13 protein-coding genes are annotated in these 18,234 nt (G+C 43.8%); 3 read left to right on the top strand and 10 right to left on the bottom strand.

The features are described from left to right. Positions 1 to 271: 271 nt before the first annotated feature. The 7 genes from QT990_RS29765 to QT990_RS29735 all read right to left on the bottom strand — a co-directional run bounded on the left by QT990_RS29765 (position 272) and on the right by QT990_RS29735 (position 11,628). Entirely contained in the window at positions 272 to 2,137 is a 1,866-nt protein-coding gene (locus QT990_RS29765) for an ABC transporter ATP-binding protein (protein WP_333466105.1), read from the bottom strand. Between the two features lie 154 nt (positions 2,138 to 2,291). Then, the gene (locus QT990_RS29760) at positions 2,292 to 6,347 is read right to left on the bottom strand and encodes a WD40 domain-containing protein (protein WP_333466104.1); all 4,056 of its coding nucleotides are present in this window, start codon (positions 6,345 to 6,347) and stop codon (positions 2,292 to 2,294) included. A 133-nt stretch (positions 6,348 to 6,480) separates the two neighbouring features. After that, positions 6,481 to 7,128 (bottom strand): hypothetical protein, encoded by a 648-nt coding sequence (locus QT990_RS29755; RefSeq protein ID WP_333466103.1) that lies wholly within the window; start codon positions 7,126 to 7,128, stop codon positions 6,481 to 6,483. Beyond that, positions 7,125 to 8,273, bottom strand: a complete 1,149-nt coding sequence (locus tag QT990_RS29750; protein WP_333145071.1) for an AAA family ATPase — start codon at positions 8,271 to 8,273, stop codon at positions 7,125 to 7,127. Before QT990_RS29750 ends, QT990_RS29755 begins: the two co-directional genes overlap by 4 nt. Continuing rightward, complete coding sequence (locus tag QT990_RS29745; RefSeq protein WP_333145070.1) at positions 8,273 to 8,644, bottom strand: DUF5615 family PIN-like protein; 372 nt, start codon at positions 8,642 to 8,644, stop codon at positions 8,273 to 8,275. The genes QT990_RS29750 and QT990_RS29745 overlap by 1 nt, the downstream gene beginning before the upstream one ends. Continuing rightward, positions 8,619 to 8,963: a DUF433 domain-containing protein gene (locus QT990_RS29740; protein ID WP_333028145.1), complete on the bottom strand. Its 345-nt coding sequence runs from the start codon at positions 8,961 to 8,963 to the stop codon at positions 8,619 to 8,621. The genes QT990_RS29745 and QT990_RS29740 overlap by 26 nt, the downstream gene beginning before the upstream one ends. Before the next feature lie 214 nt (positions 8,964 to 9,177). Continuing rightward, entirely contained in the window at positions 9,178 to 11,628 is a 2,451-nt protein-coding gene (locus QT990_RS29735) for a glycoside hydrolase family 31 protein (protein ID WP_333145069.1), read from the bottom strand. A gap of 158 nt (positions 11,629 to 11,786) precedes the next feature. Here QT990_RS29735 and QT990_RS29730 point away from each other — a divergent pair, with 158 nt between their 5' ends. Further along, a complete protein-coding gene (locus QT990_RS29730; protein WP_333102649.1) occupies positions 11,787 to 12,200 on the top strand; it encodes an element excision factor XisH family protein in 414 nt (137 codons plus the stop codon). After that, a complete protein-coding gene (locus QT990_RS29725; RefSeq protein ID WP_333102648.1) occupies positions 12,188 to 12,523 on the top strand; it encodes a XisI protein in 336 nt (111 codons plus the stop codon). Before QT990_RS29730 ends, QT990_RS29725 begins: the two co-directional genes overlap by 13 nt. A 427-nt stretch (positions 12,524 to 12,950) precedes the next feature. Here the strand turns inward: QT990_RS29725 and QT990_RS29720 are convergent, their stop codons facing one another. Next, entirely contained in the window at positions 12,951 to 13,310 is a 360-nt protein-coding gene (locus QT990_RS29720; RefSeq protein ID WP_333160123.1) for a group 1 truncated hemoglobin, read from the bottom strand. A 176-nt stretch (positions 13,311 to 13,486) separates the two neighbouring features. Then, positions 13,487 to 13,708, bottom strand: coding sequence for a hypothetical protein (locus QT990_RS29715; RefSeq protein ID WP_333466102.1), 222 nt, complete (start codon positions 13,706 to 13,708; stop codon positions 13,487 to 13,489). Between the two features lie 246 nt (positions 13,709 to 13,954). Here QT990_RS29715 and QT990_RS29710 point away from each other — a divergent pair, with 246 nt between their 5' ends. Continuing rightward, entirely contained in the window at positions 13,955 to 14,557 is a 603-nt protein-coding gene (locus tag QT990_RS29710; protein WP_333412457.1) for a 2OG-Fe(II) oxygenase, read from the top strand. Positions 14,558 to 15,078: 521 nt separating this feature from the next. Here the strand turns inward: QT990_RS29710 and QT990_RS29705 are convergent. Beyond that, a partial coding sequence (locus tag QT990_RS29705) for a WD40 repeat domain-containing protein (protein WP_333466101.1) occupies positions 15,079 to 18,234 on the bottom strand: 3,156 nt, incomplete at its 5' end.

Genomic DNA, 18,234 nt, shown 5'->3' with positions numbered 1-18,234 from the left:
TGCCTGTTCCACAAGAAAATTCACTCTTTGTGGAACAGGCATCTTGCCTGTTAAGCGAGAAAGGTGCAAGATGTGAGTTTCAACCGACTTTCGCTATGAGACAGGGGTTTTAAGCTGTTGTGCATTTAAATTGTATATTTCGAGTTCCGATCAAAAATCGCCAAATCCTCTCCCCCTCTCCCCCTCTCCCCCTCTCCCCCTCTCCCTCTCTAATACCATAGGCAATCTAGATGCAACACAGCTTAACCCCTGGCGGACTGTTGGTTTAACTCTAAATATAGCTGCTAGCTTGACGGGTGAACATTGAGCAGTAAATTCCGTTTGATGCTATCAATTCGTCGTGAGTTCCTATTTCTGCTATTTTACCGTTTTCCATGACGGCGATACGATCGGCAATTTTTGCTAATCCCAATCTGTGACTGATTACTATTGTTGTTTTCCCGGCGGCTATTTGGCGGAAGATGCTGTAAATTTCGTGTTCTGTCTTGGGGTCGAGGGCGGCGGTTGGTTCGTCAAAAATGAGCACTTCGGCTGTAGAAAGCCGCATTAAGGCGCGGGCGATCGCAATTCTTTGCCACTGTCCCCCCGATAAGTCTATGCCGTCTTCTAATTGTTTCCCCAACGGTGTCTCTAAACCTGCGGAAAGACTATTGACTTTTTCGCGAATTCCTGCTTCGGAAATAGCTTCGTTAATTGCGGTGTCATCTGACAGTGAAAGCAAGTCGCCGAAACCGACGTTTTCGCGGACTGTGGAGGGGAAACGGGCGTAATCTTGCATGACGACGGCGATGCGCGATCGCACGTATGCTAGAGAGTACGATCGCAAATCTTTGCCGTTCCAGGCGATCGTACCGCTTGTCGGGTCGTACAGGCGGCCGAGGAGTTTGCCAAGGGTTGTTTTACCCGCGCCATTTTCACCAACAAGCACTAGCATTTCACCCGGATTAATGGTTAAGTTGATATCTTCAACCGTGCTTTTATTGCTACCGGGATAGCAGAAAGATAGATGCTTAATCTCGATGCCAATTTTATCTTTTGTGGCACGGGCATCTTGCCCGCCATCTGGTAAACTCGGCAGGCGAGATGCTACATCTCCAAGCGGCGACTGCAATTCTGGCTTGAGTTCCAACAGTTGAAAAATCGGACTAACGCTGAGAGAGATATCGTACAAATTAGTAGAAGTGCTAATCAGCATATGCAAACTTTGCTTTACTTGAACAATCAAACCAGAATAGAGTGCTAAATCGCCCAAAGTATAGCGACCACCCAAAGCTCCCATTACTACATAGATAAATGGCAAAGCCACTCCGATTCTACTAAACATCGACCAGAAAAGTACAACAAAAGCTCCTTTTTTTCGGATTTGCTGCATCTCGCTAAAAAATTGCAAAAACTGATCCTGCCAGCGTTTGAGCCAAAGTTCCTGCAAGCCAAACAAACGCAATTCTTTAGCATATTCTTCGTCTGTCAAGACTCTAGCGGATAAGTTCATTTCGCGGCTGATTTTAGCTTGCTTTCTTTGAACTCTCCAGATGATTCGGCTATATTTTCTTTGGGTATAAATTGAGGGAGATGATGAGATTAACATCAGCAATGGCACCCACCAAGCTATTGCAGCAGCAAGGCCTATCGATGGAATAAATATAAAAATTCCCGTGATAGTCATGCTGATGGTAAAGGCTAGTTGCTGTATTTTGGCTACGCCGCTTTTTGCTAGTTCTACTATATTTAATAGTTCCGGGTTTTCAAAGAGGGCAATATCGTCGAAATTGGCGACTTTTTCGAGGACTTTTCCTTCGACAAAGCCTTGAACGCGATCGCGCAAAGATGTCGCGACAAAAGAGTTCATTGTGTCTAGGGCATCGCCGACTAACTTGAGACTTAAGACTCCGCCAATACTCCACAGCAAGATTGGCCGGGAAAGCATCAAAGCAAAGGGCTGTGCTGTTTGGGTTTGCGACAACAACCTAGATACTTCATCAATGATTAATTTATCTAAAAAAAGCACGGCAGATGGGGCAGCACCGCCGATGATGTTGAGTATTATTAAATTGCGGAGTTCTATTGGTGCGGCTTTGATTATCAGGCCCAAGCTGCGCCACAAAGCTTGGAATGTGGTAATTTGGATGGGTTGCATAGTTTGTGGGTAGGTGTCGGGTCTACTCATCCCCGGATGATATATTATAACAAGCGATAAATTTTCGCCTGACGCACCTACAGATTACTTGAGTTAGTTTACTCTGCTCATCCAAGTATTTTGTTGAGCAATTAAAAAATTATTCATCTCTCAATTATTCGGACATTTTTTTAATTTCATTTGTTTGTTCTAAATTAGACATTTCACTTGGTAAAGCAGCAATATTTAGTTGTGATATTTCTTCTGACATTTCTTTAATTGCTTCTATTACAGCGTCCTTGTCTGTAATTTCACGACTTTGATGACGTTTCTTCCTGCCACAAATAGCAACTTTCACAGTAAGCTTATAGCGATTAGAACAATAATTTGTATCTTCATATTCATTGATTAGGTCTTCATCCTCATTGATTAGGTCTTCATCCTCATTGATACTATAACCATTGTAAAAAATCGAGTTCTTGTTAAACCCATGAACACTATTATTCTCAGAATTATCGTCATTTAAATTATCCTCTAAATCTATAGAATCCCAAGGGTCATTAGTATTGTCAGCTAAATCATTGTCAGCTAAATAATCTTCTAGAGCTACACAATTCAAATGAATTCGATTGGTATTATCATCTAAATCATCGTTATCTAAATCATCGTTATCTAAATCATCGTCATCTAAATCATCGTTATCTAAATCATCGTCATCTAAATCATTGTCATCTAAATCATTGTCATCTAAATCATTGTTATCATCATCTTGTTCATCATCCCTATCAACTGTCTCTGTAGGTACAGGATTGGGTAGAAGTGTTAATCGTGGCAGTGTTAATTTCTGATGCTCAACTATATTTATAAATGCAGAACTACAAATCTCTCCAAAATTGCCAGTTATTGTAACTTGACCGATACTTTTTCCAGCAATAAATTTACCATCTGAATTTATCTTGCCACTTGTTGCACGCCAGATGATATTTCCAGGCATCATCAGATCCCCTTGCTGATCAAATCCTTTCGCACTAAAAGTTAAATTCTGATTAGGCTTAAGCTGTGCTTCTTTAGGATAAATTTCTAATCGTCTCAATACAGGAACTACAACAACTTCAACAGAAGCACTAATTTTAGCTGCATTAATAAATAGTTGACCCGCCAAGTCGAGAATCCGAGCGACAATATTAAAGATGTTTTTGTGTAACCAGGCATCTATATCAAAACCAAGAATATCGGTTGCTTCATTTGTCGAATCTGTTTCTATATTTTCGGCTTTTTCTGTTTGTTCACCAGTCGTAAAATTAGTTTTTACAAGCTCGACAGCCGATTTGAGTATGAAATTATTTTGGGTAAAATTAACAAATGAAAATACACGATATAAAAGCCTCATGTATATTCCCAAGATTAAGAGTTTAGCCCTTACCCCAGATTCCGATATTTCAGTAACATTAGCTGTTACCTTAAATGTACCTTTCGCATTACTAGCGGCAGTAAAATTACCGCTTTGGTCAATTTTTCCACCTGTTGTTTCCCAAGATATTTTTCCAGTATCTATTCGATTGCCATATTGGTCTATGCCTATTGCTGTAAATTTTTGGCATTCATCAGGCTGAAGTTTTACTATTTTTTGAGGAGAAATTTCTAATCGTCTTAAAACTGGGAGTAACGTAACTTTAACTGATTGACTAATTCCTTTAACTGTCGCAGTAACCGTAACTTCTCGCTTTTCATAACCTCCTATAAAAGTTCCATTGCCGTTAATTCTTCCCCCTTGAGTACATTGCCAATATACTTGATTAATCTGTATTGGTTCATCTTGTTGATCGAATCCGATCGCATCAAAAGTAAAATTCTGTTCAGGTTTAAGTGCTACTTCCTTCGGAAAAATTGATAAATATCTCAAGATAGAAACTACTTCAATATCAGCAAAAGCACTGATATTGTATTCAGTAGCAGTAGCAGTTAGTCTAAACTTACCTTTAGCATTATTTCCAGCTACAAAATTGCCATTTTGGTCAAGTGTTCCACCGCCACTACTTCCTGACCAAGTAATTTTCCCAGTTTGTATATTGTTACCATATTGATCTAATCCTTTAACTTCAAACTGAAAGCTCTGACCAAACTCTAGTTGAGGTATTGAGGACGTAATAATTAGTTCTGTTAGCTTCGGAGGTTCAATAATCGTAATTGGGATAACTCGACGAATAGAACGGACTGAAGCGATAATTTCAAAGTTTCCTTGCTTGTTGACAGCTATAAAATAGCCAGTTTGGTCAATTATTCCACCGCCGCTACTTGTTGACCAAGTAATTCTCTCAGTTTGTATGCTGTCACCATATTGATCTACTCCCTTAACTTGAAACTGAAAACTCTGACCAAACTCTAATTGAGGTATTGAAGATATAATAATTAGTTCTGTTAGCTTCGGAGGTTCAATAATCGTAATTGGGATAATTCGACGAATTGAACTGACTGAAGCTATGATTTCAAATTTACCTTGCTTGCTTTCAGCTATAAAATTGCCATTGTGGTCAATTTCCCCCCCTCCGCTTACTTCCCACAATACAGTTTCCGGCATGGGATTTCTGCGTTGATCTAAAACTTGTGCTGTAAATTGTTGCGTTTTACCAAACTCTAAAGTAATCCTAGAAGGAGTAACAGAAATCTCAGTGATTCTAGGGGGCTGAATAATAGTAATTGTGACAGAAGTCTCAAAAATTCCTATCTTTGCTTTAACTTCAAATCTTCCTTCCCGTTGACCTGCTGTAAATAAACCTTGTTTGATTTTACCGCCAGTAGTTTCCCATTCAACATCTTTATCGTTAAGGTTGATATCTCTATTATTCTGGTCTAAACCTTGGACAGTAAAATATTGAACTTGACCACAAGTGAGTGCTTGGGAAATTTCATGAATAACAATCTTGCTTAATTTTGGATAAGAACATCCCTTAATAGCATGAAGTGGTTTTCCTGTTTGTGGTTCCAATAATGTTACCCAATCTTTCCCTGCAACAGCCAAAGTTTTTCCATTAGGACTAACTGCTACAGAGCTAATAAAATCAGGCTGCTCTGGTAAAGTGTAGATGACTTTATTATAATTATATCTTAAATCAAAGATTTTAATTTCTCTGGAAATACCTACTACAAGTATATTTTGATTGATATTACAAGCTAGAGAATTAATTGATTGATTATTTGGGTAAGTCTTGGTGCATTCTAAATTTTGAAGAGGTAGTACAGAAACACCTCCATTATCTGCTGCGGCAACAATAATTCTACCTAATACCCAAGCCCCTACAGCTATAGGCCCTCCTAATGAAAACCCTGCGACAGTAGCTGCTACATCTACTAAACCTTTACCCAAAACTGAACCTGATTGATTTGAAGATTCTTCTCCAGATTTTGATTGCCAAAATTTGACAACACCATCACGACTTCCACTAATTAAGGTTGTGTTGTCTGAAGTAATATTTAAAGATTGAATCCAAGCTGAATGCCCTTCAATACTGCGTATGAGTTTACCGCTATCTAAATTCCATAAGGTGATTTTATTATTAGTGCTTCCACAAGCGATAACTTTTCCATCATGGCTAATACATAAGCTCAAAACAGAAGATAGTTCCTTTTCATTTTTTATGGTTTTACTTAGCTTACCTGTATTTAGCTCCCATATTTTGATGGTTTTATCTGTGCTACCGCTAACAATTTTTTTTCCGTCAGCAGGGATAGCAACAGCAGTAATCCAACTAGAATGATCATTGAGCGTGCGAATAACTTGCCCTGTTTTTAAATTCCATACCTTAATATTTTTATCTGCACTTCCGCTAACCAAGGTATTGCCATCAGGACTAATAGCAACTGACAAAACCCAGTGCGAATGTCCTTCAATACTACGAATTATTTCCCCTGTTTGCAAATTCCATACCCAAATCTTTTTCCAACTGCCTCCTACTAAAATAGTAGTATCTGGACTTATTGCTAGACAAGTAATAACATCTGTTGGGCAAGGTGTTAAGCTTTCAGGTGTATTGGCCCTCAAATAAGAATTATCACCACGAAAAACTCTGTAGGCAAATTGTTTAACTCTGTCTGATTGATCTTTGATAGACTGTTCAATCAATAGTTCTAAACCTTGTTGACCATAATTGAGAGTCTCTGATAAAGCAGCAAGTCTTTCTTGCTCACTTGGACTAGATAACTGCTTCTTAACTTGTTCAATTGTTGTAGACATTCTATTTCTCTCCCAATCATTCACTTTCTGATTTTTTGGCAGCGACAAGCAACTAATTAGCTAGGTGATAGGGTTCTCCCGTAAATGTGGTAATAATAAAATTTCATGTATATTATAACAGATTATGAGTTAATCATAGTAGATGATGATAACATAATTTCTCTTTATCCTCAATTTTCCCAGGTTGAAAATTTATGAGTGCATTCATAGCTCGTTCCAAACTGGGCGAATTAGTCTGTGCTGACGCCACCTGCCAACTTTCATTGACAAACTCGATCAGTGGACGGTTGTAGTCTTTACCAATTTTAGCCGTACTATTAGGAGCGGGGACGATCGCATCCCGCAGATTTCGCTTCTTTGACTTTTTAGCCAAATTGATTAAAAGCTGCTTGGGGTCAGGAATTCGATCCGCGTCGCCAGGAGGAATCAAGTCTACTGAAATACCCAGAAATTCGGCAAATGCCGATCGATGTGCAAGTAACCACGCTTCCACTTCTTTAACAGCAATCCGAAACAGCAGATTAGGATGTTTTGGTTGAGTTAACCACTCCGAAATAATTACTAGGGGACATTCTGCGTTATCCAAATCAGTTAATACTAAGTATGGCATTCCCTTTGCCGCATAATTTAATCCAGAAATAATCTTTTTAATTTTGCCATATCCTCTCTGATTCAAGCACTGTCCCACTGAAAAGGGACGTTGAGACTGTTTGAGCATTTGTTTAAGAACTGCTTCACTCAGTACATCCTCAAACACTAGATTGATGGGAATATCTGTCATTTGAATAAACTGAGTTGTTCGATCGCGGGCGGTGCTGTCAGAGGAAGTGCAGCATCAGCTATGCTTAAACCTCCTTCTAATAGCATTTTGATTTGTTCATTACTTGAAGCAAGTTTTACCTGAGTTCCTTCAGGAGTCGGTGTCATAAGCAGCACCTCTTCGCCGCCAATGCCTTTGTCTGAGAGCAAATCAGCACTATGGGTACTAAGAATAACCTGTCGCTTTCTCGGACGCTGAAGGCGATAAATCAGAGAGGGTAGATTGCTAACAATCGCCGAATTTAAGGAAAGTTCTGGTTCTTCTAATAACAATAATGAATCGGATTCTAACAGTGACCAGAGTAAACCAATTAACCGTAACGTTCCGTCAGAAAATTGGTCTTCCCGTTGTTTTCCTGCTCCGGGCCGCCAATGTTCGTAAACCGCTTCCAAATGCGGAACCCCCATCACATCTTTGGTATCTGTGAGGTTTTTCAATTGTGGGACAGCCAGCTTTAAAGCATCTTCTATTTTTTTCAAGCGCGATTTTCTGGTTTTTTCGGGAGTTTTAGCAACTCGCTCTAAAAAAGTTCTCCCAAAAGGATCTTCGGAAAGTCCAGGGGTAGCAAAAGCTTCGGGATGGCGGACTAACTGAGGAATTAAATGTAAATATAAAATCGCTTCTAAAAATTTAGGAATTTCTCTAAATTCTGCATTGGCATTAATTTGCTCTAAATAAGTCTGGGTGAGACGTAGCTCATCGTTGTCATCTTCTTGAGTAGGGCGATTGACAATTTGCTCCTCGCCTTTCCAAACTCGTTCGTAGGCAACAATCGGCTCATTTTTCCCCCCTTTTCTCTGTTTAATTCCCAGCCCATACCTCCATAATGGCTGTTGGGCATTAGATTCGGAAAGGTGAATTTCTATTTCTACATCTGGATAACGGCGCGCATAAAGACTGCGAATTTTTGAGACGCCACCTCGATCGCTCACGGCTTTCTGCAATCCGCCTCCTGCTTTAGCCAGATCCCGCAAAAAGCGCAATGAATCGAGAAAGTTTGACTTACCACAAGCATTAGGGCCTACCACAAAAACGCGATCGCGCAAATCAACATTCACTGACTGAAAATTGCGCCAATTTTTCAGAGCTATATGGGAGATAATCATTAAACCTCTTTAGTGATAGGTAGATGAATAATTTGGTCTTGATATTCATTGATAAAAGAACATTCAGCAATCAAAATTAATTCATCGATGTTTTGCCCTATACTTAAATTCGCATTTAAAATAAATATCCCAGGGATATGACGATTGGCTTGCAAATGATCGTTTAAGTGAACGGGCATGGATTTGCGGTTATTCGTGACTAGGATAAAGTCATATTTTTCACACCATTCTAAAATTTCCGGGTCTTTAGTTCCTTTTGCTGGTATGGAAGGTTCGCCAATGACCCGAATAATTAATCCTACTTGTTTGCTCCGAATTTGATTAGGATAAATCGGGTCAATATTTTCATCCATGAGATACTTGAGTGCCATTTTTTTTATTTCTTTCTTCCTTGATTTTTTGGAGCCTGACCGAAGCTGGATGAGGGTTTAATTCTTGAGCTTTTCGCTGTTCGTGCGACCATTCGAGCCAGTCTGCGATGTATTTATCTAAGGCAGCTTTATTGTTCAAATAATACAAAATTGTCGCATAAACTTGATCGAGGGTCAAAGTGTAAAAGTGTTTTAAAATTTCCTCTGGTGAACGTTGCTGATAAATATATTCATAGAGGATGCTTTCTATTCCTACTCTTGTGCCTTTTACTCGAATGTCATCATCGGCTAAAAACTCAAAATATTCTTCTATTAGCATGGTTTATTTATCCATCTGTTGATTCTTGTTGAGCGGGAGCGTCTCGCTTGCAAGGTACAAGCTCCCACTCTTATGATAACTGATTAACTGGACATGATAGAACATCCACAGGGCAATTTTCTCGACCTTCCCAGACTCTATGTTTCCTGCTGTCATCGCCGCCATCTCAAAACTCAACCCCACAGACAGGCAATATTCCATCCTTATCCCTACATTATCCAAATGTCAAACGCCGCACCGTACCATCATCTGTAGATCGCTGTTCGCCAACGCCAACAACTTCCACAATAACTTCGCGTTCTGATATCAAAAATTGACCCTCCCGCGCGGCAATTTCAACGATGATTTTGTCCCCTTCCAAATACACGTTGTAATTAGTCGTAGCCCAGACACCTTTTTCGTGTTCAAAACTGTGTCCGTCGTCCTCATAAAGCGTCCATTCACCGCTTCCGGGCCAAATTCGCATTTTTAATGACTCAAGCGGTTCTTCGCTGACAAATTGCCTCACAGGTGCGATCGCAATTATGCCCCCGCCCCGCACGTAAAGCGGCATTCTCTCCAAAGGTGCATAAGCTAAAATGTGCGTCGGGCCCTGATAGCATTCACCCGTCCACCAATCGTACCAAGTCCCCTCCGGCAAATACACGGCGCGGTGTTCAACTCCCGGGCGGTAAACAGGTGCAGCCATCAGCGACGGGCCGAGTAATACTTGATCGTAAAGGTGATAAGTTGCCCGATCGCGCGGAAAGTGATACAGTAACGGTCGCAAAATCGGCGTTCCCGTCGTCGCAGCTTCCCAAAACAACGTGTAAATATAAGGCAACAACTGATAGCGCAAATTGATGTATTCGCGGCAAATCTTCTCAGTGCGATCGCCAAAAACCCACGGTTCGTGCTGCGCCGTACTCATCGCCGAATGACCGCGCATCAAGGGATACAGCATCCCCACCTGCATCCACCGCGCGAACAATTCAGCGGTTGCATTCCCCGCAAAGCCGCCGATGTCGCAACCGACAAACGCCACGCCGGAAAGCCCCATATTGCAAAGCATTGGTAGCGACATTTCTAAGTGCTCCCACTGCGATTGATTGTCGCCCATCCACACCGACGAGTAACGCTGAACGCCCGCAAAACCCGATCGCGTCAGCACAAAAGATCGATCGCCTGATCGCACTTTTTGCAACCCCTCAGCACAAGCTTTCGCCATCATCAACCCATACAGATTGTGGGTTTCGGCGTGGGTAGCGCGATCGGATTCCGGGCCTTGCGGTGCATCCAGGGGAAAGCTGATGTGTTCGCCGCCGTCACCAAAAGGCCGTTCTGCGATCGCAGGTTCGTTCATGTCGTTCCAAATCCCCGCAATCCCAACATCTGTCAGCGTTTTGTGCAATTCGCCCCACCACTGCCGCACCTCCGGCCGCAGGAAGTCGGGAAACACCGCTTTGTCCGGCCAAACGTAACCGTGGAATAGCTTTCCCTCTGCGGTGCGGACGAAATAGTCATTCTCCACACCGCGATCGAATATTTCATAATCTGCTTCCGGTTCGTACTTGACACCGGGATCGACAATCGTGACAACCTTAAAACCCGCTGCTTTCAAGTCTGCGATCAGTTTCGCCGGATCGGGGAAACGCTTCGGGCTCCAGGTAAAAACGCGGTAGCCGCGCATATAGTCGATGTCGAGGTGGATGACATCGCAGGGAATCGCCCGATCGCGAAATTCCTTCGCCAACTCGCGCACAATGTCCTCGGATTCGTAACTCCAACGGCATTGGTGGTATCCCAGCGCCCATTTTGGCGGAAGCGGCATCCGGCCGGTTAACTGGGTGTAGGTGGCGATAATTTGGGCGGGTTCCGGGCCGTAAATGATGTAGTAGTCGAGTTCCGGGCCTCTGGTTTCCATCCGCAAAACCCCCGGTTGTTCCGCGCCGATATCGAATTGACTCCAAAATGTCGTGTTGAAGAAAATGCCGTAAGCGCGATCGGGATTCAGGGCGATGTAAAATGCGATCGCCTGGTACATTTCATCGGTGAGGGAATTGTAGTCAAGGGAGTCGGTTGTCCAGTTTGTCTTGACTTCGGAGAGTTTGTCGAGAAACCCGGTACGTTCGCCGAAACCGTAGAAGTGTTCGTCTGCTTCGATGCGTTTCCAGCCTGCGGTTGCGCCTGCGCGCCATCCCATACTAGGATCGCAGTCGCTAGCAAAGGGTTTTCCCGATTTGTCAAAGCATTCGATGGAAGTGCGATCGCGCTTGACTGAAATCGTTATTTGTGATGTTTCAATTTCTATTTTTTCGTCTGTTTCTCGCACTTCAAATGGTATAATTTCCCACTCTTCGTCAGGGACAGTTATTGAGTACGATCGGCTTTCAACCCCCCCTTGCCCCCCCTTACTAAGGGGGGGTTGGTCTATAATTTCTTCCTCCCCCTTGTAGGGGCGGTGCCCCCGTGCCCGCCCTAGTTGGGGGGGGTTTGGGGACATTCGCACTCGGATTAAATTCGGTGCGAGGATGCTGATATTTAGGGAGGAATTGGTACAGTTGAAGTGAATTGTGCGTGAAGCGCAGCTATCCCGTAGGGAATCGGTTTTATCGATCGATTGTACAGAGCCAATAATTGACCAAGGCTGTTCGGTTGTTTGGAGTTTTCCGAAGTATTGCGGCATACACTCTGACTCGAAATATTATCGATTTTGCTATGAGCAGTTAAGGGTTGTCATCTGGCAAAAGGCTGAACTATAGCCAAACTGAGTATTCCCCACCCGTAGCCAGGGTATAATGGGCGACAAGGAGCCGACATTAAGTTGGATGAGGTACTCTGAAGATGGCTAAAGACATTTACCACAATACGGTGAGAACGGCTCTAGAAAATGATGGTTGGACGATTACTAACGATCCCTTAACCTTGAAGATAGGAGGACGCTCGGCTTATATAGATTTGGGTGCACAGAAGTTATTGGCAGCAGAGAAAGAAGGTCAGCGGATTGCAGTGGAGGTGAAAAGCTTTATCGGCCCATCACCCGTACATGATTTGGAGCAGGCGCTAGGTCAATACATCATGTATTCACAAGTTTTGGAGCGTCAGAATTCGGCGCGTTTGTTGTACTTAGCCATTCCAGAAAGCGTGTTTTTAGATTTTTTTTCAGAGGAGCTGCCACAATTAATGGTTGAAATTAATCACTTAAAATTGCTAATTTTTGATGCGAACACAGCGGAGGTTAGAAGATGGATAACTTAGAGTTTTATCGGCAAACTATCGAGACCATTTTAAGAAAGTATGCAGAAATTCCCTATTCTTTTGGAGAAATCGATCAGCACTTAATTGTCGATCGCGATCGCAATCACTTTATGCTGTTTGATGTGGGTTGGCAGCAAAAACGGCGAGTGCATGGATGTATAACTCACGTCCAAATTATTGATGACAAAATTTGGATTCAACGCGATGGCATTGAGGATGGGATTACAAATGAGCTAGTCGAAGCCGGGATTGGGAAAGATCAGATTGTCTTGGGGTTTCAACCGCCCAACGCCCGCCCTCATACGGGATATGCGGTGGCATGATGTTGCCGGCGATAGAGTTAAAAACCTGTACTTCACCGAAAAAACAATCAGCGTCGCTCTCATGGATGGCCGAACAATTACTGTAATTTACTAAATCTACTTAAGGAATGAAAAATAAAGAAGGTGACTAATAGAGCAATAGTTTACCTTGGATCAAGGCTTCTGGGGTTTAATTGTGCAAGTTATTGATTTTTCATTCCTAAGCTGTTACGCATTTAAAATAGTATTGTAGGGTGCCACGGGCCGCAGCGTTTTTCTTGCCTAATAAGTGAGCGAGCTGACGAACCCTACAGGCTACTTCCTTCGCCTCTTCGGGGTTCATTATATCCGGCAAAAAACAAAGTGGAGCTTTCGCTTCACCCTTACGAAATCTCCACTTTTATCACTATTATAGTGGCTGCAAAAACCCTGTTGCATTCACTCGATCTTACTTGTACAAAACAGCCTCTTTCAAAGTCGCGATCTTACCTAGCGCTTCATCGAGATCCTCTTGGGACGCGCCGTGGGCAACTATTGCATCTGTCAAATGCTTCACAATTGCATCAAAGTGTTCAGGCTGTAAATTCAAACCTGCGTGTGCTTTCTCCATTGAACGGCCTGAGTATTGCTTGGGGCCGCCGAGGGCATAAGAGATAAAAGCAGTTTGATGGCGGCGCTGCTTTTCCATATCTGTATGATCGAAGAAATGGCTCACTATCTCGTCAGCCAAAACATCGCGGTAAAAATCATCCACCATCTCTTTAATGGCTGGCTCTCCACCCATTTTTTCGTACAATGTTGTTGCCATATCGTTTCAGCGAGTTATTTTTTTCCCTTACTCTTTAATTATAGCTGGCAGCTTGGCTTTTTTCCACTGTGAAATGTTAATTTAATCTGAAATAATTACTTAGTAACTGTTGCGACTGCTGGTATTTTTTAGACCACATTCTCTAATTGTAAACTTTATTAACGTTCTCTCGCCAGTTAGATATTGTCGATCGCCCTCCCAGCATTTTGACCTAATGCACGGATTGCTTGTTTTAGCAAGATGTTTCCTATACACCACCAACACGCATCTGTTTTCCAGCTAGCAAACTCAAGAAATCGGTGATAAAACAGAGGCCGGATGCGATCGCCCAAATTAGGCTTGCCCCTGCAATTGGACAAGTTAAAATAAATGGGCGATCGGCTGCTGAGCGGCATCATGTATAATAGAATTGCAAATATAATCGAATCACCACAACGATCGCCTGTATACTGATATTCTGCCGTTGCTAGTCGGTTGCGACACTTCCGGGCGATCGCCCGCAGTTAAGAAAAACCTTTGACTTAAGTACGCGGACTGAAATCAAGATTATTATGTCCTCTGCGAGGAACGAAGCAATCCCAACTCTGAGCGATTGCTACATTTCTATCTGCTGTTTCCTTAAACTTTGATGATTTTTGAGTGCCTTGAAATACTATAGCCAACATCCTAACGCTTTCTCGATCGACTACCTCAACGACTTGCGAGGAGCAATTCTAGCCTCCCCTTATCTAGCAATCAACAACCTCAATCGCGATTTCATTGGCACAAAAGGGTTTTCCGTAGTGTTTCAACGTGCGGAAATTGCTGAAGTAGAACGGCGGTTCCCTTTGTTCAAACCCTATCTAGACCAAGCATTACTGCCTGAATGCAATGCTTTTTACCTCAACCCTTTGTTGCTGGGTGAAGGTTCCCGCGTCGATCCGCATATCGATCGATCTTTGCGATCGTACTGCAAAACAGTTGAACCTCCCGCAGCCGTCAGCGTTTTGTACGTGCAAGTACCGCCCAACTTGCAAGGGGGAGAATTGATACTGCGGCGCAACAAACAGCAAGTCGGGCAGATTAAGCCGCAAGCCAACTCGCTGATATATTTTCAAGGAGACTTGACTCACTCTGTCAACGCTGTTAAAAGTACCGGAACTCGTTTGAGTTTGGTTTGCGAACAGTACAGTTTGAGCGAAACAGAACTGCAAGATATTCCAGGATTCACAGTGGAATCTAGGGCGGTGAAAGCAAAAATTAAGTAAGGTTTATTATGTCAAAATAATAGCATTTTTGACAAGCCCAATGTCTTCCCAACAAGGAATTACTGTCCAACTATCTACAAAACAAACTTAAATACCCAGATATATCTTGGGCGCTTGTTTATACCAGTAAAAAAAAAATGCCACTGTAGGGCGGTGAATCAAACCCTTAGTTCATTAGTCGTTGCCAATTCTTTAATCTCAGGCCTTACGCAACAGTCACAAGACTTTTAGGTATGTGGTTGCGCTCGACTCGCTCTTAGGATATCAAATAGTGCTGAAGCGCAACAAGATACCTTTGTTTAATGTGCCAGTTGTGTAAGTCCCAATACGCTTGGGTTAACACTGTTAATTCCCCGGAGATCCCCCTCGCATACCCCCTACTCCCCCTGATTGTTGGGGAGTAGGGGTTGACTTTGAGCAACTTCTTGTCCCCCCCTTTGTAGGGGCGGTGCCCCCGTGCCCGCCCTCTTGGTTAGGGGGGATCGATCTTAACTGAACCGTATTGGTGTAAGTCATGTTTTTTAAGGATTGCATATTTCTGCGATCGCTTTTTCTTCGGGATGATTAGCAATATAATTGCTCAGCCATTGGCAACTCAGTTTCATTAAACTATCTACATCAAGTTCCAAATTCCAGATCCTTAAAGTAGAATCATCGCTGGCAGAAACAAGAGTTTTGCCGTCGGGACTGATGTTAACGTCATTAACTTGATCGCTATGTCCCTCAAAAGTTTGTAGGGGCACCGCCTCCAATCCAGTTTTGCTGTCTGCTACATTCCACAGTTTAATTGTGCGATCGAAACTTGCAGATGCTAAAATTTTGCCGTCGGGACTGAAACTAATGCTTTTTACCCAGCTTCCGTGTCCTCGGATAGTTTTGATTTCGGTGTCTGTTTCTGCATTCCACAATTTAATGGTGCTGTCATCGCAGGCGGATGCTAAGATTTTGCCGTCGGGACTGAAACGCAGGCTGGTAATTCGGCTGTTATGGGCTCTCAGAATCATTCTTGGGGTAGATTCTAAATTGTTTAAATCCCAGAAAAATATTGTGCGATCGTTCCCTGCGGATGCTAAAGTTTTGCCATCGGGACTGAATGTGACACTTCTAACTCTTTCGAGATGTCCTGTGAAGGTTTTGATTTGGACACCGCTTTCTAGATGCCACAATTTAACAGTTTTATCGCTTCCTGCTGATGCTAAGATTTTACCGTCGGGACTGAAAACAACGCTGTCAATTCCCCTCAGATGTCCTGAAAGAGTTTTGATTTCGGTGCCCGTTTCTAGGTTCCACAATTTAATAGTTTTATCGCTTCCTGCGGATGCTAAAATTTTGCCGTCAGGGGCGAAACTGACGCTGGTGACGGCACCTTGATGTCCTAGAAAAGTTTTGATTTCGCTGCCGTTTTGTGCATTCCACAATTTAACAGTGCGATCGCTGCTACCGGAGGCAACAGTTTTGCCGTCGGGCGAGAAACTCCCACTGAAAACCTGACGGCGGTGACTTTCCAGAACTTTCGGTTCGATGCCGGTGAGGTTCCAGAGTCGTACCGTGCGATCGGTACCTGCCGTTGCCAAAGTGCGGCCGTCGGGACTGAAACTAAGGCTGACAACCCTGCCGGTGTGTCCTTTGAGCGTTTGCGGCTCGATGTCTCCTAGCTGCGATAAATTCCACAATTTGACGGTGCTGTCTTCGCTAGCGGTAGCCAGGGTTGGGCTGTTGCTGCCCAGAGGACTGAATTTGACGTTCCAGACTTGTCGGCTGTGGGCTTGCAGGGTTTTGAGGAGAGTCAGGTTTTGGACATCCCACAGCTTGACTAAACCGTCTTCACCAGCGGATGCGAGGGTTTTGCCGTCGTCGGAGAAACTAACACTTCTGACAGCATTGGTATGGCCCGTCAGCGTTGCGATTTCCGTTCCGTCTGCTGGATTCCAAAGTTTGACAGTGCGATCGCTACCCGAAGATGCGATCGCCAACCCGTCGGGCGAAAAAGTGACGCTTGTTGCCCAGCCCCTATGCCCAGTAAAGGTTTGGAGCAAAGTGCCGTCTGCTGGATTCCAGAGTTTGACAGTGCCGTCGGAACCCGAAGATGCGATCGCCAACCCGTCGGGAGCAAAACTGACTCCTCTCACCCAGCCCCTATGCCCCGTAAGCGTTCTAATTTGTGTGCCGTTTTCGATGTTCCAGAGTTTGATAGTAGCATCGTCGCTAGCAGATGCGATCGTCTTGCCGTCAGGTGAGAAACTGACAGTCCAAACGTTGTCTCCGTGCCCGGTGAGCGTTCTGAGTAAGATGCCGTCGGGGTTCCAGAGTTTGACGGTATCGTCTTCGCTAGCGGATGCGAGGATTTTGCCATCGGGCGAGAAAACGACGTTTCTGACGTTAGCTTGGTGGCCAAGGAGCCGATCGCGCTCTCGGATGCTGTAAATTGCTTGTTGGAGGGCGATGGATACTTGCATCTTAGTTTCGGATTTTGCCGGACTCAATGCCTCTAATTTTTTAAGTTTATGTGCTGCAAGCAGTGCTTCGATCAGTGCTGGAAAAGGGTTTGAGGCTAAAGTTGTCTTTGACGACAAACTTTCGAGGACTATTTTGGTTTCTGCGAGTTCTCGATCGGCTTTAATTACTTGCAATTGTACGGCGATAGCTGCTGCTAAAGATATCCCTAAAATTGTCGAGCCGATCGCAATTATTTTTCTAGCTTGTTTTTTAGCTAACGTTAACTCTGTTTTAGCTTGATGCTGGGCCAGACTTAAAGTTTCATTAGCTTGTGTCAATATTTGACTTTCCTCAGCTTGCAGTGCAAAAGCCAATTCAACTTCTCGCTTTTCCAAATCCTGAGCCGCCGCTAAAAAGCGGTAATCGAGATGGCTTAAACTTTGATATTTTGCCCATTCCAAAGCTTCTTGCAGCGCCTGACCCCGCAGCAGCCGCGAATCATCCTCAAAATTGGCAGCATTCCAAGCATTAAAACTTTCCGAATAAGGTCGCAGCTTTCCCAACTGTTTTTCCACCCATTCAAGATTGAAAACTTCGGCATAAATTCGGTTATAAACTTTTAGTTTTCCCTGTTGTTGCACCACTAAACCTGACAGTCGCAATTCTGTTTGTTCGGGACTGCCATCAGCAAGAACCCCCCCCAGCCCCCCCTTGCTAAGGGGGGGAGTAAGAGTGGCTATTTCTTGCTCTCCCAGGGGTGAAGCAGCAGCATTTAGCCCCCCCTTAGCAAGGGGGGCTGTTTCATTCTCAGAAAAACCAGGGTTTTGTAGGGGCGGTGCCCCCGTGCCCGCCCAGCCGATAGACGATCGGGTAGGGGTTTCAGATATCGGGGCAACCACGGGGGGATTGCCCCTACAAGAGAATGAAACAGCCCTGCCCTTAGCCAGGGGGGGTTGGGGGGGGTGCGCGGATTCCAAAATTTGCTGGTAAAGCCCCAATAACTGCCCCGCTTTTTGCTGATTTCTCAAAAGTCGATCGCGAATAGTTTTCAAATGTTCAGGCTCATCCTGAGACTCCCAATTCTCCACAACCCGCAACCTCACCAACCCCTCAACTCCCTCCTCCTCTTCCTCTGTGGAACAGGCATCCTGCCTGTCTGTGGTGGTGGAACAGGCATCCTGCCTGTCTGTGGTGGTGGAACAGGCATCCTGCCTGTCTGTGGTGGTGGAACAGGCATCCTG

The organism is Microcoleus sp. T3_B1 (genome assembly GCF_036700445.1).
Lineage (GTDB): Bacteria > Cyanobacteriota > Cyanobacteriia > Cyanobacteriales > Microcoleaceae > Microcoleus.
This window is presented reverse-complemented; position numbering and strand designations above follow the sequence as displayed.

Excerpts from the sequence above, each read along its gene's own strand:
- QT990_RS29765 (WP_333466105.1), bottom strand. The coding sequence starts at position 2,137 with ATGCAACCCATCCAAATTACCACATTCCAAGCTTTGTGGCGCAGCTTG.
- QT990_RS29760 (WP_333466104.1), bottom strand. The coding sequence starts at position 6,347 with ATGTCTACAACAATTGAACAAGTTAAGAAGCAGTTATCTAGTCCAAGT.
- QT990_RS29755 (WP_333466103.1), bottom strand. The coding sequence starts at position 7,128 with ATGACAGATATTCCCATCAATCTAGTGTTTGAGGATGTACTGAGTGAA.
- QT990_RS29750 (WP_333145071.1), bottom strand. The coding sequence starts at position 8,273 with ATGATTATCTCCCATATAGCTCTGAAAAATTGGCGCAATTTTCAGTCA.
- QT990_RS29745 (WP_333145070.1), bottom strand. The coding sequence starts at position 8,644 with ATGGCACTCAAGTATCTCATGGATGAAAATATTGACCCGATTTATCCT.
- QT990_RS29740 (WP_333028145.1), bottom strand. The coding sequence starts at position 8,963 with ATGCTAATAGAAGAATATTTTGAGTTTTTAGCCGATGATGACATTCGA.
- QT990_RS29735 (WP_333145069.1), bottom strand. The coding sequence starts at position 11,628 with ATGCCGCAATACTTCGGAAAACTCCAAACAACCGAACAGCCTTGGTCA.
- QT990_RS29730 (WP_333102649.1), top strand. The coding sequence starts at position 11,787 with ATGGCTAAAGACATTTACCACAATACGGTGAGAACGGCTCTAGAAAAT.
- QT990_RS29725 (WP_333102648.1), top strand. The coding sequence starts at position 12,188 with ATGGATAACTTAGAGTTTTATCGGCAAACTATCGAGACCATTTTAAGA.
- QT990_RS29720 (WP_333160123.1), bottom strand. The coding sequence starts at position 13,310 with ATGGCAACAACATTGTACGAAAAAATGGGTGGAGAGCCAGCCATTAAA.
- QT990_RS29715 (WP_333466102.1), bottom strand. The coding sequence starts at position 13,708 with ATGATGCCGCTCAGCAGCCGATCGCCCATTTATTTTAACTTGTCCAAT.